The organism is Halomonas organivorans (genome assembly GCF_014192055.1).
Classification (GTDB): domain Bacteria; phylum Pseudomonadota; class Gammaproteobacteria; order Pseudomonadales; family Halomonadaceae; genus Halomonas; species Halomonas organivorans.
On the sequence record NZ_JACHXM010000001.1, the window covers coordinates 178,575 to 196,834 of the forward strand.

Consider the following 18,260-nt stretch of genomic DNA (forward strand, 5'->3'; position numbering starts at 1 on the left):
GTCCTTCATGCTGGCGTTCGCCATCTTCGTGTTCACCCTGGTGCTGGTCATCTGGCAACCCAAGGGCCTAGGCATTGGCTGGAGTGCGCTGGGTGGCGCCGCGCTGGCCCTGGCCACCGGGGTCGCTGACTGGGGCGATGTGGGCACGGTCTGGCACATCGTCTGGGATGCCACCTTCACCTTCGTGGCGCTGATCATCATCTCGCTGATCCTCGACGAGGCGGGATTCTTCGCCTGGGCCGCCCTGCATATCGCCCGCTGGGGCAACGGTCGGGGGCGACTGCTGTTCCCACTGATCGTGATGCTCGGCGCAATGATCGCAGCGGTATTCGCCAACGACGGCGCCGCCCTGCTGCTGACGCCGATCGTCGTCGCCATCCTGGCGCGTCTCGACTTCCGCCCCGGGGCCGCCCTGGCCTTCATCATCGCCACCGGCTTCGTCGCCGACTCGACCAGCCTGCCGCTGGTCATCTCGAACCTGGTCAATATCGTCAGCGCCAACTACTTCGATATCGGCTTCGATCGTTACGCCCAGGTGATGATACCGATCGACCTGGTGTCGCTTCTGGCCACGCTGGCGGTGCTCGGCTGGTACTTCAGACGCGACATTCCCGCCCGCTACGACGTCGAGCGGCTCGAGGCACCGGCCACGGCGATCCGCGACCGCCAGGTCTTCCACGCCGCCTTCCCGCTGCTCGCCGGGCTGCTGGTCGCGCTGTTCCTGACCACCCGCTGGCCGGTCCCGTTCACCGCCATCATGGGGGTGGCTGCCCTGGTGCTGATGGCCATCGCCGGGCGCTGGTTCACCTCGAGCCACCTGCACGTCATCTCGCTGAGGAAGGTCATCGGCAACGCCCCCTGGCAGATCGTGCTGTTCTCGCTGGGCATGTACCTGGTGGTCTACGGCCTGGGCAATGCCTGGCTGACCGCCGAGGCCGCCCGGTTGCTGGAGTGGCTCGGCGGTCAGGGAACCTTCGTGGCCACCGTGGGGACCGGACTCGCCTCGGCGATCCTCGCCTCGCTGATGAACAACATGCCCTCGACGCTGGTGGGCGCACTGGCCATCGACCAGGCTCAGGTCTCGGCGACGACCCAGCAACTGATGGTCTATGCCAACGTCATCGGCAACGACCTGGGGCCCAAGTTCACGCCCATCGGCAGCCTCGCCACCCTGCTCTGGCTGCACGTGCTGGCCGGCAAGGGCTACCGCATCGGCTGGGGGCAGTACATGAAGGTCGGCCTGATCATCACCCCGCCGGTACTGCTGGCCGCCCTGGTCGCCCTGGCCGTTTGGTTGCCCATGCTCCCGCCTCAGTAGTGCCCTACACCTGCAGATGCAGGATCGCGCCGCGCAGGGCGGTTTCACCGGCCCACAGCTTGCCCAGGGTCAGCGGCAAGGTGAAGCGGCGACGGCCCGCGCCGCCGGGATTGAACAGCAGCCGGCCCTCGCGCCACTCGTTGCGCGCCTTGTGAGAGTGGCCGTGGAGCACGGCGTCACAGGCGGTGGCATCGTCGAAGTCGGCAATATCGTGCACCAGGTGCAGCCGCCAGCCGTTGACCGCGAGGTCGAGATGCCAGGGCAGGCGCTCGGCCCAGTCGGCGGTATCGACGTTGCCGCGTACGGCGTGAACCGGCGCCAGCTCGCCCAACCGCTCGAGGATCGCCTCATCCCTGTCTCGGCTGCCCACGTCGCCGAGATGCACGATCAACCCGCAGCCCTCGAGCATCGCCAGCGCCTCGTCGCGCAGCGTGCCGTGGGTGTCGGCGATCACGCCGATCGGGTCGTCGAGCTCGTAGCGCTGGATGTTCATGCACAGCTCCCGTGGGGCGATTTGTAATGACCCCCTGGTTTCTGCACACCCTACGCGGCTAATGCCGGGTGTGCTCGGGGTGCCACATAGTCCAGAGACTGATGTGGCCGCTCTTCGTTGTAGTACCGGATCCAGCGATCGATCACGATCCTGGCTTGGCCCAGCGACTCGAAGCGATGGAGCCAGATGCACTCCTCCTTCAAGGAGCGGAAGAAGCGTTCCACGAGACCGTTCTGTTCCGGTGTATACGGCGTCGTGAATTCCTGCGTGAGGCCATAGGCCTTCACCGTGCCGGTGTAGTGGCGACTGCTGAACACGAGCCCGTTGTCGGAGCGCAGTGCCAACGGTTGCTGAACGCGCCCCAGCAGCCCGAGCCGATAGATCAGCGCTTCCTCCAGCGCAGCCTCCGCAGTCTTGCTGCTGCCATTGTCCGATAATCGCCAGCCGAGGATCTCTCGTGTGCAGCAGTCGATGATCACCGCCAGGCTGGCTCGCCGATCCTTTCCACACCACACGTGGGTGAGATCGGTCGCCCATCGCTCATCAGGCCACGAGGCGACGGATGGAAGGCTCTTGGCACGCGGTCGGAAGCCCTGAGGCCGCTTGCGCACCTGCCAGCCTTTAAGCTGCAAGATGCGCTGGATTGGCTTGCGGTTCTCACCCAGAACGCACGCCAGTCGGCGATAGCCATAGGTGGGGAACCGCTCCAGGGCCAGTTTCACCCGCGCCGCCAAGTCGGCATTGATGACACGCCGCCGCGACTTAGGGCGGTAATACAAGCTGCGCCGGGGGAAGCCCAGCCAGCGGCAGAGCTTGGCGAGCGATATGACATGGCCTTCCTCGGCCAGTTGCGCCTGCAGCGACCTTACGAGTTCTCGTCCTCGTCGAGCAGGCGCTTGAATTTTTTTAGTGCATAGATCTGCAGGTGGGCTTCGCCCAGTGCCTCCTTGGTCTCCCGGAGCTCGGACTCATACTGCTCACGGATATCCTTGGGGCGGGCCTTGAATCCGTTTTCCATGCTGCGCTGGGCCTCATCGATCCAGCCCTCGACCTCGGAAACGGTGAGGTCGTACTGACGAGCCACCTCAGCGGCCGTGGTCTTGCCCTTGAAGATGTCCATAACCACGGCGGCCTTGCGCTTGGCGGTCCATCGCTTGATCGGGTTGTCGTCGCTCATCCTGTCCTCCTGATGGCTGCACTATACCCTGTGCAGCTATGGAGGGGGTCACTTCAGATTTGCCCCATGGTGACGCTCAGCGGCCAAAAGAACCAGGCCGCTACCGCGTCACCACCAGCAGGCCGACCAGCAGGGCCACTCCACCTGCGAGGAAGTTGGTCGTCAGCGGTTCGCCAAGCATCAGCGCCCCGAACAGCACGCCAAACACCGGTGACAGGAACGAGAAGACCCCCAGTTGGGAGGCGAAATAGCGACGCAGCAACGCAAACCACAGCAGCAGAGCGGCCAGCGAGATGACCAGGGTCTGGAAGGACAGGCTGGCGACCACCGCGCCGGTCGCCTGGATGCGGCCGAGATCGCCGAACAGCGCGGTCACAGGCAGCAACAGCAGGCCGGTAAAAGCGAGCTGGTAGAACAGCGTCTGGACCGGGGGCGCCTCGGACAGCGAGGAGCGACGTATCACCAGGGTGGTAGCGGCCCAGGCGAGGCCGGCCAGCAGCCCCAGCAGATCGCCCCGCAGGATGTCGCCGGCATTGGCGATATCGGTGGCCGGAGCCATGGCGAGCACCATGCCGCCGAAGGCCAGCCCGACACCCATCCACTGGCGCCGCGTCAGCTGCTCCCCCGGTACCAGCAGGTGAAGTCCCAGGGCCGCGAACACCGGAGCGGTATAGAGGAATACCGACATGTGCGAGGCCAGCGTGTAGTTCAGCCCCCAGGCCACGAACACGAATTCGGCGGCAAACCCTAGCCCCACCAGAATGCCCGGGCCGAGATGGGCGCGCAGGTCGGCCGCTCGAATGCCTTGCCGATAGGCCAGCGCCGCCACCAGCAGCGCTGCCAGCGCAGAGCGCAAGGCAACCTGGGCCAGCGGCGAGATATCCGACGCGACCATCTTGATCGCCACCTGCTGAAAGCCCAGCGCCAGGCAGAACAGCACCATCAGCGCACTGGCCTGCATATCCAGGTGCCGGCGTGCCGTACCACCGACCGATGCCATAGCATTGCTCAACTGCTTGGTCTCTTGCATGTCGCCCCCTTGGCCGTATTAGAGGCCAAGTGGAGCATTTGGCGGCGGCGTCGCCAAACGATTAATCTGGAGGCCAAGACTCAGGAAAAATCACTCTATGAAGATCGAACGCCTCCCCCTGAATGCGCTGCGAGCGTTTGCCGAGGCGGCTCGCGCGGAAAGCTTCAAGCACGCCGCCAGTCGGCTGGGCGTTACCCCTGGTGCGGTCAGCCGCCAGATCAAGCAACTTGAGGACCGGCTCGGCGTGTCGCTGTTCGCCCGGCATGCCAACGGCGTGTACCTGAACGAGGCCGGACGACGGTTGGCTCAGGACATCGACAGCGGCCTCGAGCGCATCGCCGCCGGGGTCATGGCCGCCCAGGAGAGCGCGCGACAAGCGCCCATGCTGACGCTCAGCGCCCCGCCCTCCTTCATGCAGCTGTGGCTATTGCCACGGCTAGCGGATTTCGACGCCAGGGTGGGCGGCATCGACATCTCGCTGGAGGCCAGCCAGTCGTTGACGGTGCCGGCCTGGCAGGGAGACGGCGCTCGCCTGGCGATTCGCTACGGCCGCGGCCCCTGGTCGGAGGTGAAAAGTCACCACCTGTTCGGCGACGAGCTGTTTCCCGTCTGTGCCCCGTCACTGTTGGAGCACAGCGATCGCCCCATGACGCCCGCCGACCTAGCTCATCACAGCCTGCTGGAAGTCTGCTGGGAGTCCTCCCAGGGCGTCGCCTTTCCAGGCTGGCGGGAGTGGCTCGAGGCCGCCGGCGTCGCCGACCGGGTGCCACCGCCACAGCGTCGCTACTCGCTCTCCGGCCTGGCCATGGATCAGGCCATTGCTGGGCGCGGCATCATGCTGGCCAATCATCCCGTAGCCATGGATAGGCTGAAAAGCGGCGTGCTCGTACGACCCTTCGGCGAGCGTCATGTGCTCGCCTCGCCCATGACCTACGACTTGCTGACGCCCCAGAGCGGCAAGGCGCCGCTCGCCGTCGCACGCTTCATCGACTGGCTGCTGAACGAGGCCGCCGCCTTCGATCGCGACACGATCGGCAAGGCCCACCCCCGAAGGGGTCATTAAAGTGAGCAATTAAAGAACCACGAGTTGTAAGACGGCAGTACATCGCCTGACTATCGAACAGGGCGGCCAGCCTGGACAGTCACATCGCTTGTGCTGCCCAAGCTGATACGATGCCGCTACCTCTCTCTCAATGCATCTCGTGCACTGCTCAGTGGTTTTACCAGGTAATCAAAGACCGTCTTGCTTCCCGTGCGAATATCCACAGTCGCTACCATGCCGGGCACAACCGGAAGCTCTTCACCCGCGTCGTTCTCCAGCGAATGATTCCCCACCTCTACGAACACACGATAATAAAATATCTTGGGATCTGCTTCATCCTGCACCGTATCGGGTGAGATCGTCACGACCTCACCTTCTATTGCACCATAGGTGCTATAGTCGTAAGCAGACAACTTGACGCTGGCTAACTGCCCAGGATGAATGAAAGCAATATCTCGCGGTGAGATACGTGTTTCAATCAACATTCTGTCATCCAAAGGCACGATGGTCATCAACCGACCCCGAGGTGGAATAACACCTCCTGTGGTTGTCACCTCAATGTCCTTAACGATACCACGCACCGGAGAACGCATTGTGAGCCGTGAAAGCGTATCCGAGCTCCCCCCTAACTTTGCAGAAAGTGCTTCAACGTCGGCTCGAGCTTCAGCCAGCTTTTCCCTGGCCGTGACAAAGTACTCTGACCTGGAATTAGCAGCCTGAAGTTCCAGCTCCGACTCCTGACGACGCAGCTTAAGGACTTCCACATCACTCGCTGCACCAGCATTAGCCAATGACCTCGTCAACGAAAGTTCTTGTCTCACGATCGCCAACGTATTTTCAATGTTAGCCAACTCGTCCTTCAAGCTTTCCGTTCTCGTCACATACAATAACTGCTCACTAGCCCGCAAATTGGGATAAGCATCAAGTTCTGTTGGGAAAACCAAAGGTTCCTCATTGACTTCGGCTTCGAGCCGACTTTCTCGCGCTAAAGCCGCACGATACCTAGATCCTACTTCACCAACGTCTGCCTCGGACTGGGCTGGGTCTAGAACAGCAAGAACGTCTCCGGCCTCTACGATGTCACCTTCGCGCACGCTCAGCTCTTTCACGATCCCTCCTTCAAATGATTCTACAACTTGCTCACGAGAAGAAGGAATAACCTTACCTTCACCAGAAGATACTTCGACCAGATCGGCAAAGTAGGCCCAGACACCAAAACACAAGAAAAATGCCAGCGCCCACCAAATAATACGTATCGAACGAATCGTTTTCGCATCATCGACATGTTGCTTTTGGCGATATCTATCTTGTTCAAAATCAAGAAAAAGCAAGTTTCTCGAATCTACTCTACGCCCTTCTTCTTGCATCATGATGCTTTCTCCTCACCTTGCCCTTCCCGGCTTTGTGACGATTTCGCACCACGCTTGGCAGCTGCCGTCTTACTTTTGAGCTGAGCTAGTACTTCTGGCTTATCCCCGTCCATCACAACACGACCATTATCGACCACAATAATTCGATCCACCAAGCTCAACAATGCCGTGCGATGCGTAGAAACTATTAACGTCTTGTTAGACGTAAACTTCCCTAGCGATTGAATAATATGTTTCTCTGAAGCATCATCCAGCGACGCGGTAGGCTCATCGAGCAGCAACACCATAGGCCGACGTAGAAAACTACGCGTTAACAAAAGAGCCTGCTTCTGCCCCCCGGAAAGACCAGCACCACCCTCTAAAACAACATGGTCTAACCCATCAGGAAGTTTGCGAATAAAACCTATCGCACCTGACATTTCCAGAGCATCGAGAATGTCCTGATCGGATGCCAACGGCTTGGCCATCAATAGATTTTCACGAATTGTTCCATGAAAAAGCCTGGCGCTCTGACTAAGGAAAGAAACATCGCGCCGGACATCAGCGGGATCAATATGTGATAGACGAATGCCATCAAGCGTCACTTCACCATCCGAGGGCTCTAACATACCAGAGCACGCCTGGAGCAATGTTGACTTACCAGCACCATTGTGCCCTATAACAGCAATCTTCTCACCCGGCTTTATTTTCATGCTATTAATATAGAGCGAGGGAGATTTGGCCCCAGCGCTGTACTTGAACTCAGCCTCCTTAAAAATATAGTCACCCTGCACAACTGGGCGATGCACACTTTTTTCATTCTCAGAGTAGTCAGTCGAGCGCTGCATTAACTTATCAAGCCCTTCAGCCGCGACCTTGGCTTGTTGCCACTTGCTCAGAACTTGCGTCAAGCCAGTCATCGGCGAAAGCATTCTAGAAGACAAAATAGAGGCTGCTATCAACGAGCCAGTAGTCAAGTCGCTGGACATCACCATTGGCGCACCAAAAAGCACAACAGTTGCAAAAACCCCAGTGATAATAGTCTGGCTCCATACATTCAATGTATTAGCGATATACCTCAGCCTGAGGCTGGAGTCTGCCACTTCGGAGGTGTAATGATTCCATTGCCCTTGAAATCTAGATTCGGCTTGCAATGATTTAATATCGTCCATGCCTTGCACAGACTCAACCAGCATCGCATTCCGCAACGACGATTCGCGCATGGACTCGTTCGCGAGTTCCTTTAGCTTCCCCTGCACCAGAATAGCCGGTAGTAGCATAAGAAAAACCGCCACCAGCGGCACGAGCACCAGAGGGCCGGCGATATACCAGAAAACAAAACAAAATAGTATGAAAAACGGCATATCCGAAAACGCCGTGACAGTTGTCGACGTCATCAGATCTCTAACACGCTCCAATTCTCGAATTTGCGATATAAAGGTTCCCGTCGATGTTGGCCTTTCTGAATTTTTTATCCTAAGAGCATGGCCATACACCCTGTCAGACATACGCAAATCCGCACGTTTACCTAGTAAGTCGGTGACCCTGACTCTCACCCTTCTCATCATGAAATCGAAAAAAAGTGCAAGCACAACACCACTAAACAACACATAAAGCGTCGAGTACGATTCGGCGGGTATCACACGATCGTAAACTTGACGAGTGAATATAATCCCGGCCAACGCAAGAACATTGGAAAGCAGAGCGGCCACCATAATATGGCCGTACGGCTTCCAATCCCGCAGAACAATTTTTCGTAACCAGTTTTTCTCGTAAGGCTTTATATACTCATCAACTCGTGAATCGGGCACCGCACGTATTGGCCGAGCCACAAAGATCCCGACAACATGCTTTTCCAGAACACTGAGTTCGAGCCTGCTTGTTACGCCTTCATCCCCGCAGTAGACCAAGCCGACTTCATTTTCATTGCTCAAGGTTTCAACAACGGCTAGCTGCCCATTTTCAAATTGCACGACCAATGGCAACCGCCAAGGTGTGATCAGCGCTGCGTCGAAAGCCTCAATCGTCAACGTCAGACCCATCTGATGAGCAATATTGCGAAACGCATCTGAAAGCGGCAGCCCTTGACTCCAGGCCGAACGCATCTTTGCGTTCTCAGCAGAGTAATCCAATCGATAGTGACGGGCTACTATCGCCATCGCCTCTATCCAGTGATCAAAGTTGACGTACTGTGCGTCCTCAGCCTTTCCTGGCCTTTCATCCAACATTCCCATACACCTTATGCTCTATTAAACTATAGCGAGCTTATGTAGAAACAAACCCACATAAATCACGAAAACTCCTCAACCATAAAAGCCAGCCAAAAAGTCTAACACCAGGCATGGTTGTCATGGCGAAAGGCTGACCCCTTGAACAGCTTCGTCACTTATATCAAACATGCCACGAAACCCCGAAGACGCATAAAGACAGTCAAGTTGAGCAGCGTACATATCGTAACGTGCATTCTCCATTACAATTTTTGCTTGCTGCGCTTCTTCTTCTGCGTTCAAGAGGTCTAACAATGAACGTGTACCCAACGATAAATATTGCTGGCGGTAAAGTTTTTGGGTCAACTCCATTCCTGCCACTCTTTTGCTCAGAATATCAATTTGATTCTTCGCACTACGGGCTTTCTCTCGTGCATCCTGCAGGCTTTTTTGCAGCTCAATCATCACATTATCTTTTGAAGCTTCCAGCGCTTGCAGCACGTAGTCGGCAGATCTCTTTTGAGCACGGGTGGCTCCACCCTGATACAGGCTGCTAGATATATTCAAGCCCAGCGAAACTTCCGAATCATCACCATTTCCTGTCTGATTGATAAACTGATTGAATCCGGCCTCTGCCGAGACAGTTGGGTAAAAATCTGCTTCACGTCGAGCAATTTGTGCCCTCGCCTCCTCCCGCTGAGCATCGACCACCATGATTTCTGGCACATTGTTAAATCGCTCAGAAACTGACGAACATACTTGCAAAAGATCATCGGGAAGAGTATTCGCGACGCTAACTGACCCTTGTAGCCCAACAAGCCTTTTCAGGTTATTGCGGCTGATCGAAAGCTGCGAGTCATACTGCTCAAGTGCGGCTCTAGCCGCCTCAACTCTTGATTGTGCTTGAAGCTCATCCGATCGTGTACTGGCACCAAGCTGCGAGCGCCTTTCAGCCAAAGCCTGTATCTCGGTGACACCGTTCACTTGATCCTCTGCAATCGTCAACAAGGTTTCAAAGCGCTGAATATCAATCACCGCTTTAGCAGTCTGAAGCGCTAGTTGATCGATTGCCAACAAGACTCTCGCCTGATCACGCTCAACCCCGAATAACTCGGCGTTTACATCATTCTCGACTTTTCCAAAATCATAGAGAAGCTGAGAGGCAGTTACATTGAATGCCTCTTCCGTCTGATCAGTGGACGTTCTGAATTCTGACGACAGTCCCGCATTGACCTGAGGAAGATAGCCTGAACGCGCCACCGTCACCTGCTCGTTTTGCTGATACAAGCGTCCCAAGGCTTCAGAAATAGAGGGATACCACATAACGGCTTTCTGAACCGCCTCTTGCATGGTTAGATCTTGAACATCTTGTGTTGTCTGATGGTTCGCGTCATCCGATGTCGGTGAACCAGTCCCTTGGGCCCACGCAGCGCTCACCCCTCCCAAGGATAAAAAGCTGACCGACAGTGCCCACACCGCTTTAGGTATCTTATTTTTTTGCTTGTCGGCTCCTTGGCGTCTCGTATCCGACGTCACTCCACCTTGCGATGCAGCGATGCTTGTCTTGTCTGACGTTACAAATTTGGTTATTGATTCCATTCCAAACCTTCCTATCAAGATCACCATACATGGCAACACTGATGGCATAAAAATACGGGATGCTAATATTTTTCCATCAACTTCCGTTGATCTTAACTTACCAAAAAACGCACCGGACCCTTGGGCCCGGTGCTTTGGCAGTAATGCCAACGTTAAAGCCTTAATCAAGCCACGTATGTGTTCTGATCAAGCTCGTCGCTAAGCGGGTTCTGCAGCTCGGAGAAGTCTCCTACAGGAACTTCTCCAGAGGTTTCAGAGCCACTTGCCACTTGCTCCTCTTCCACATTGTTGCTGTCAAATTCAGGCAACACCAGCTCTCCATCGCCAGTTCCATCATCCATATCGCTTAGGCTAAACATCATCGAACTGGCTTCGGCTGACTCAGCCTCAACGGGCGGTGCGCCACCGCTCAAATCGCCTACCACAGCCGGATCAACATCACCCTCAACCTGGACTGACTTGTTGCCGGCGATGTCTTCCGCCACCGCGACAATGTCGTACCCTGGGGTCATCAGGTTGGTCAATGCAGAGGTGCCATCGCCGTCATGATCAGCCCCCATCCAGCCAACGACAAAGTCATCACCCCCTGTCGGCGTCACGTAGATGGAATCCCAGTTAGCATTATTGTTATTGGATAGACCGGCTCCATCACCTCCCGTCACAAGCGTTTCCTGATCCGTAATGGCATTGCCTTGTGGATCATAGATACGGTAATAAAGAGCCTCGTCGTTGCCGACATAGCCCTGACGCCACACGGCCACTAGATTACCGCTGTCCAGCGTTGCCAGAACGGGCGGACCCTCTACCGCTCCCAGCCCTGCTTCCGTTGATGTGGAGATAGGCGTGTCATTGAGCACATAGAACCCTGCATCACCGGGGCTCTGCGTTGGATCAACGATCGCCAATATCGGCCTATTCTCCACCGTAGTGTTGGTGTCAGCGGTGTTGCGGTTCCAACCGATGGCGAGCGTGCCATTGTCGAGCGTGGTCACATCCACAATCGGCGTATTGAAGCCCGAATACCCATCGATCGGGGTGGCAAACTCCCACTGATCGCCCCTGGGCGTTCCGTCAGCATTCCACAGCCGACCAAGTAGATTCCTGGAAGAAGAGTCATCAAGGTTTGCGTAATCGAACCATAAGGTGACAAATCCGCCGTCATCCAAAGCATGGATAAGCGGTGCCGACTCAAAGCCATCATTCGCTTGGCTGCGCACCTCCACATCACTGGCTACCGTGAGCGGGTTGGCAGGATCGGTGACATCCACCACTGAGAAGATAGGCTGATGCCCACCTTGCACGAACTCCTGAGCGATACCAACGACAAAATTACCGTTCTCCAGTTGGTCGACATAGAGGTTTCGTGTATGGCCACCCCAGATGGTCTGATCCATGCCGTTTTGACCAATCTGGAATTCGTCACCCAACGCAGTGCCCGACTGGTCAAACACACGGCCATAGATGGGCGCACCAGCGCTGTTTATATCCTTCGCATAGACGGCAAACACATTACCGTCGTCTGTCAGTGACAGAATAGGTGCAGATTCAGGATCGGCAGCCTCACCTTCCGAGACACTCACATCCTCGGCAACTTTGAAGCCTGCCTCGGTTGGTGCGAGGTTGGTGTCGATAATGGTCATCTTGGACTGAATGCTGTCAGCAGCATCAGCATTGTTAATCGACCAGCCGATGGCGACCTTGCCATCATCCATCTTCAAGACATCAAGGCCATCGACATTTTTATACCCAGCACCCACGAACTTGTTGTAGCCAAAATCACTGACATTAAACGTCTCGGTCTGCGGATTACCATCGGCATCATAGATACGACCACGTAGCAGATGGCCATCACCCAAAGTGCTCAGGTTGGCTCCTTCCCCCCATACATAGAGCAAGTTGCCGTTATCCAACAGAGTGACCATGGGAGCGGTTTGCGAGCCATCGGGCTCTTGGTCGCTCACAACGCCGGCACTGAGTTTGATGAGTCGATCACTCGTAAAGGTGAAATCACCATTCGCATCCGCGGTGACGGCATTGCCTAGAGAGTCGCCATTGGCGTCAAATATTTCAACGCGGCTACCAGGCTCAGCGGTGCCCATCACAATGCTCGACGACGAGCTTTGATTAGTGACTTCCGTGATTTCGATACCAGGCGGTGTGGTGTCAACCGTCACTACCCCTAACGCACCCGTGTCGCTGACATTCCCCGCTTCATCGGTCTGGCGGACAACGACGTCATCTGCACCGTACACCCCTTCAGGCAGGTCGAAGCTGATACCTTGACCTTCGTTCCAGGTTTCACCGCCATCAGTCGAGTACTCCCATAAGGAACCTACTTCCAACTCGACCACTTCAACCGCGCCGTCATAGGTAATTTCATCGATAGCAGAACTCCCCGTGTCATTGGCGAGCGAAAGCGACGGCGCATCAGGCGCGGTAAGATCACCGGTTACCATGGCTGGCGCGGAGTCGGTACCTTCGACAATGGCGAAGACGTCATAGTCCTTACCGTCTTCGAGTGGCGTGCCGGTAGTGATCGTGTAGTTACCGTTCTCGTCGGCGTCACCGGTGCCAATCACATCCCCGGTATCCGGGTCACGGATTTCGACGGTGCTATTGGGCTCGGCGGTGCCGCTGACGATGCTACCGTCAGGTACGCCAGACGCGTCGAAGGTATTGGTCATGCTGTCAACCGTTGGCGCATCGGAGATCGACAGGTCTTCGACATGAGTCGTTACATTTCCGGCAACATCCTCCGCAATGACATTGATTTCATAGTCCGAACCAGTCCCTAACGTCGGCTCTATCAGGTTAGTCAATGCCGAGGTGCCATCGCCGTCAAGGTCAGCCCCCATCCAGCCAACGACAAAGTTATCACCTCCTGTCGGCGTCACGTAGATGGAGTCCCAATTGGCATAATTGTTAGCGGAGATACCAGAGCCATCACCACCGGCAATCATTACCTTCTGATCTGTTAAGGCATTGCCTTGTTGATCGTAGATACGGTAATAAATCGCCTCGTCGTTGGTATAATAGCCCTCACGCCAAACGGCCACCAGGTTACCACTGTCCAGTGTCTCCAGGACGGGCGGGCCCTCTACCGCACCTAATCCTGTTTCCGTCGATGCGGAGATAGACGTGTCATTGAGCACATAGAATCCTGCGTCACCGGGGCTCTGCGTTGGATCGATAATCGCCAATATCGGCCGATTCTCCACATCCGTGTTGGTGTCAGCGGTGTTGCGGTTCCAACCGATGGCGAGCGTGCCATTGTCGAGCGTGGTCACATCCACAATCGGCGTATTAAAGCCCGAATACCCATCGATCGGGGTGGCAAACTCCCACTGATCACCCCTGGGCGTTCCATCAGCATTCCACAGCCGACCAAGTAGATTCCTGGAAGGAGAGTCATCAAGGTTTGCGTAATCGAACCACAAGGTGACGAATCCGCCATCGTCCAAGGCATGGATCAGCGGTGCCGACTCATAGCCATCATTCTCCTCACTACTGCGCACCTCGACATCACTAGCCACGGTGAGCGGGTTGGCAGGGTCGGTGACATCCACCACCGCGAAGATAGGCATATGTTGAACGGCAAGGCCGGCGCTGGTGTCGAAAACCTCCTTGGCGATACCAACGACAAAATTACCGTTCTCCAGTTGGTCGACATAGAGGTTTCGTGTATGGCCACCCCAGATGGTCTGATCCATGCCGTTCTGACCAATCTGGAATTCGTCACCCAACGCATTGCCCGACTGGTCAAACACACGGCCATAGATGGGCGCACCAGCGCTGTTTATATCCTTCGCATAGACGGCAAACACATTACCGTCGTCTGTCAGTGACAGAATAGGTGCAGATTCAGGATCGGCAGCCTCGCCTTCCGAGACACTCACATCCTCGGCAACTTTGAAGCCTGCCTCGGTTGGTGCGAGGTTGGTGTCGATAATGGTCATCATGGACTGAATGCTGTCAGCAGCATCAGCATTGTTAATCGACCAGCCGATGGCGACCTTGCCATCATCCATCTTCAAGACATCAAGGCCATCGACATTTTTATACCCGCTGCCCGCGGCCTTGTTGTAGCCAAAATCACTGACATCAAACGTATCGGTCTTCGGCGTGCCATCGGCATTATAGAGTCGACCACGCAACAGGTGACCATCACCGAAGGTGCTCAGGTTGGCTCCTTCACCCCATACATAGAGCAGATCACCGTTATCCAACTGGGTGATCATGGGGGCGGTTTGCGAGCCATCGGGGTTTTGATCGCTCACAATGCCGGCGCTAAGCCCTGCCAAATTAACGGGTTGATCGGTCACGAAGGTGAATTCACCATTCTCATCCGCGAAGACAGCATCGCCCAACGAGTTACCTTCGGCGTCTGTTATCTCAACCCGGCTATTCGGTTCAGTGGTACCCGTAATCGTGCTCGACGTTTCGCCATGTGTCACGGTGTCGATGACAACCTCAGGCAGAGTCGTGTCAACGATAACGGCCCCTAACGAGCCCGTGTTGCTGACGTTTCCGAAGGTATCCGTCTGGCGAGCGATGACATCGCCTTCGGCATACTCACCCTCTGGCAACTCGAAGTTGATACCTTGACCTTCGTTCCAGGTTCCACCGCCATCAGTCGAGTACTCCCAGAGCGTGCCTGCTTCCAATCCGGTCACATCAACCATGCCGTCATTGGTATTCGCATCGCTATCGGACCGCCCCGTGTCATTGGCGAGTGAAAGCGACGGCGCATCAGGCGCGGTAAGGTCACCGGTTACCATGGCTGGCGCGGAGTCGTTACCTTCGGCGTCGACGGCGAAGACGTCATAGTTCTTACCGTCTTCGAGAGGCTCGGCGGTGGTAATTTCATAGTTACCATTCTCGTCGGCGACACCTGTGCCCACCACGTCCCCGGTATCTGGGTCGCGGATTTCGACGGTGCTGTTGGGCTCGGCGGTGCCGCTGACGATGCTGCCGTCAGGTACGCCAGACGCGTCGAAGGTATTGGTCATGCTGTCAACCGTTGGCGCATCGGAGATCGACAGGTCTTCGACATGAGTCGTTACATTTCCGGCAACATCCTCCGCAATGACATTGATCTCATAGTCCGAACCAGTCCCTAACGTCGGCTCTATCAGGTTAGTCAATGCCGAGGTGCCATCGCCGTCAAGGTCAGCCCCCATCCATCCGACAGCAAAGTTATCGCCCCCGGTCGGCGTCACGTAGATGGAGTCCCAATTGGCATAATTGTTAGCGGAGATACCTGACCCATCACCACCGGCAATCATTACCTTCTGATCCGTCAAGGCATTGCCTTGTTGATCGTAGATACGGTAATAAATCGCCTCGTCGTTGGCATAATAGCCCTCACGCCAAACGGCCACCAGGTTACCACTGTCCAGTGTCTCCAGGACGGGCGGGCCCTCTACCGCACCTAATCCTGTTTCCGTCGATGCGGAGATAGGCGTGTCAGTGAGCACATAGAATCCTGCGTCACCGGGGCTCTGCGTTGGATCGATAATCGCCAATATCGGCCGATTCTCCACATCCGTGTTGGTGTCAGCGGTGTTGCGGTTCCAACCGATGGCGAGCGTGCCATTGTCGAGCGTGGTCACATCCACAATCGGCGTATTAAAGCCCGAATACCCATCGATCGGGGTGGCAAACTCCCACTGATCTCCCCTGGGCGTTCCGTCAGCATTCCATAGCCGACCAAGTAGATTCCTGGAAGGAGAGTCATCAAGGTTTGCGTAATCGAACCACAAGGTGACGAATCCGCCATCGTCCAAGGCATGGATCAGCGGTGCCGACTCATATCCATCATTCTCCTCACTACTACGCACCTCGACATCACTAGCCACGGTGAGCGGGTTAGCAGGATCGGTGACATCCACCACCGCGAAGATCGGCATATGTTGAACGGCAAGGCCGGCGTTGGTGTCGAAAACCTCCTTGGCGATACCAACGACAAAATTACCGTTCTCCAACTGGTCGACATAGAGGTTTCGTGTATGGCCACCCCAGATGGTCTGATCCATGCCGTTCTGACCAATCTGGAATTCGTTACCCAACGCATTGCCCGACTGGTCAAACACACGGCCATAGATGGGCGCACCAGCGCTGTTTATATCCTTCGCATAGACGGCAAACACATTACCGTCGTCTGTCAGTGACAGAATGGGGGCAGATTCAGGATCGGCAGCCTCGCCTTCCGAGACACTCACATCCTCGGCAACTTTGAAGCCTGCCTCGGTTGGTGCGAGGTTGGTGTCGATAATGGTCATCTTGGACTGAATGCTGTCAGCAGCATCAGCATAATTAATCGACCAGCCGATGGCGACCTTGCCATCATCCATCTTCAAGACATCAAGGCCATCGACATTTTTATACCCGCTGCCCACGAACTTGTTGTAGCCAACATCACTGACATTAAACGTATCGGTCTTCGGCGTGCCATCAGCGTTATAGAGTCGACCGCGCAACAGATGGCCATCACCCAAAGTACTCAGGTTGGCTCCTTCACCCCATACATAGAGCAAATCACCGTTATCCAACTGGGTGATCATGGGGGCGGTTTGCGAGCCATCGGGGTTTTGATCACTCACAACGCCGGCGCTAAGCCCTTCCACATTAACGGGTTGATCGGTCACAAAGGTGAATTCACCATTGTCATCCGCGAAGACAGCTTCACCAAGTGAGTTACCCTCAGCGTCTGTTATTTCAACCTTGCTATTCGGTTCAGTGGTGCCCGTAATCGTGCTCGACTCTGGACCATCAACCACCGTGTCGATGACAACCTCAGGCGCAGTGGTATCAACGATGGCTGCTCCTAACTCGCCATTGTCGCTGACATTTCCAGCTGCATCTGTCTGGCGAGCGATGACGGCTCCTTCAGCATACTCGCCTTCTGGCAAGACAAAGCTGGTCCCCTCACCGTCGCTCCAGGTTTCGCCACCATCCGAGGAGTATTCCCAGGTCGCTCCCTCTTCCAACCCAGCGACAGCAACCGTGCCGTCATAGGTATTCGCATCACCATCGGATCGCCCCGTGTCAGTGACGATCGTCAGCGTCGGCGCGTCTGGCGCGGTGGTATCAGCGGTACCACCGGTGGCCGTGGCTGGCTCGGAGACATTGCCGGCGTCGTCGGTGGCTACGACGTCATAGTCCTTGCCATCTTCCAGCGGCGTGTCGGTGGTGATCGCATAATCACCGTTCTCATCGGCCGGCCCGGAGCCAACCACATCACCAGTAGCCGGGTCACGGATCTCGACGGTGCTGTTGGGCTCAGCAGTACCACTTACCGTGGTGCCGACTGGCTCGCCGTTTTCATCCAGCGTATTGACGACACTGTCAACGGTCGGTGCGTCTGGCGCAGTAGTATCAGCGATATCACCGGTGGCCGTGGCTGGCTCGGAGACATTACCGGCATCGTCGATGGCGACGACGTCATAGTCCTTACCATCTTCCAGCGGCGTGTCGGTGGTGATCGCATAGTCGCCGTTTTCGTCGGCCGGCCCGGTGCCAACCACTTCGCCGGTATCGGGATCACGGATCTCGACCGTGCTGTTGGGCTCAGCGCTACCGCTTACCGTAGTGCCGTCAGGCACGCCGTTTTCGTCCAGCGTATTGACGACACTGTCAACGGTCGGTGCGTCTGGCGCAGTAGTATCAGCGATATCACCGGTGGCCGTGGCTGGCTCGGAGACATTGCCGGCATCGTCGATGGCCACGACGTCATAGTCCTTGCCATCTTCCAGCGGCGTGTCGGTGGTGATCGCGTAGTTACCGCTTGCGTCGGCCTGCCCGGTGCCAACCACATCACCCGTGTCCGGATCACGGATCTCGACCGCGCTGTTGGGCTCGGCGGTGCCGCTTACCGTGGTGCCGTCCGGCTCGCCGTTTTCATCCAGCGTATTGGCGACGCTGTCGACGGTCGGCGCGACAGGCGCGGTGGTATCCCCCGTCGCCGTGGCCGGCTCGGAGTCATTGCCGGCGTCGTCGATGGCCACGACGTCATAATCCTTGCCATCTTCCAGCGGCGTGTCGGT

The 18,260-nt window shown here is 56.5% G+C and carries 10 protein-coding genes; 2 read left to right on the top strand and 8 right to left on the bottom strand.

From position 1 onward, the window contains the following. Nucleotides 1-7: 7 nt before the first annotated feature. Nucleotides 8-1,318 carry an arsenic transporter gene (locus FHR96_RS00820; protein WP_183385745.1) on the top strand — a complete coding sequence of 437 codons (1,311 nt, stop codon included), beginning with the start codon at nt 8-10 and terminating at the stop codon, nt 1,316-1,318. A 4-nt stretch (nt 1,319-1,322) separates the two neighbouring features. Here the strand turns inward: FHR96_RS00820 and FHR96_RS00825 are convergent, their stop codons facing one another. The 4 genes from FHR96_RS00825 to FHR96_RS00840 all read right to left on the bottom strand — a co-directional run bounded on the left by FHR96_RS00825 (nt 1,323) and on the right by FHR96_RS00840 (nt 4,018). Beyond that, entirely contained in the window at nt 1,323-1,811 is a 489-nt protein-coding gene (locus tag FHR96_RS00825) for a metallophosphoesterase family protein (protein WP_183385746.1), read from the bottom strand. Nucleotides 1,812-1,861: 50 nt separating this feature from the next. Next, nucleotides 1,862-2,713, bottom strand: a complete 852-nt coding sequence (locus FHR96_RS00830; RefSeq protein ID WP_343066314.1) for an IS3 family transposase — start codon at nt 2,711-2,713, stop codon at nt 1,862-1,864. Continuing rightward, nucleotides 2,677-2,988 (bottom strand): DUF1153 domain-containing protein, encoded by a 312-nt coding sequence (locus tag FHR96_RS00835; protein ID WP_183385747.1) that lies wholly within the window; start codon nt 2,986-2,988, stop codon nt 2,677-2,679. Before FHR96_RS00835 ends, FHR96_RS00830 begins: the two co-directional genes overlap by 37 nt. 100 nt (nt 2,989-3,088) lie before the next feature. Next, the gene (locus FHR96_RS00840) at nt 3,089-4,018 is read right to left on the bottom strand and encodes a DMT family transporter (protein WP_246392697.1); all 930 of its coding nucleotides are present in this window, start codon (nt 4,016-4,018) and stop codon (nt 3,089-3,091) included. Between the two features lie 97 nt (nt 4,019-4,115). On the opposite strand from FHR96_RS00840, the gene FHR96_RS00845 reads away from it, so the two are divergent. Then, nucleotides 4,116-5,081, top strand: a complete 966-nt coding sequence (locus FHR96_RS00845) for a LysR substrate-binding domain-containing protein (RefSeq protein ID WP_183385748.1) — start codon at nt 4,116-4,118, stop codon at nt 5,079-5,081. Between the two features lie 116 nt (nt 5,082-5,197). Here the strand turns inward: FHR96_RS00845 and FHR96_RS00850 are convergent, their stop codons facing one another. The 4 genes from FHR96_RS00850 to FHR96_RS00865 all read right to left on the bottom strand — a co-directional run bounded on the left by FHR96_RS00850 (nt 5,198) and on the right by FHR96_RS00865 (nt 18,221). Beyond that, entirely contained in the window at nt 5,198-6,430 is a 1,233-nt protein-coding gene (locus FHR96_RS00850) for an HlyD family type I secretion periplasmic adaptor subunit (RefSeq protein ID WP_221195646.1), read from the bottom strand. After that, nucleotides 6,427-8,643: a type I secretion system permease/ATPase gene (locus tag FHR96_RS00855; protein WP_221195647.1), complete on the bottom strand. Its 2,217-nt coding sequence runs from the start codon at nt 8,641-8,643 to the stop codon at nt 6,427-6,429. The genes FHR96_RS00850 and FHR96_RS00855 overlap by 4 nt, the downstream gene beginning before the upstream one ends. Before the next feature lie 114 nt (nt 8,644-8,757). After that, nucleotides 8,758-10,215 (bottom strand): TolC family protein, encoded by a 1,458-nt coding sequence (locus tag FHR96_RS00860; protein ID WP_246392700.1) that lies wholly within the window; start codon nt 10,213-10,215, stop codon nt 8,758-8,760. Nucleotides 10,216-10,379: 164 nt separating this feature from the next. Beyond that, the gene (locus FHR96_RS00865; protein WP_221195648.1) at nt 10,380-18,221 is read right to left on the bottom strand and encodes an Ig-like domain-containing protein; all 7,842 of its coding nucleotides are present in this window, start codon (nt 18,219-18,221) and stop codon (nt 10,380-10,382) included. Between the last annotated feature and the right edge of the window lie 39 nt (nt 18,222-18,260).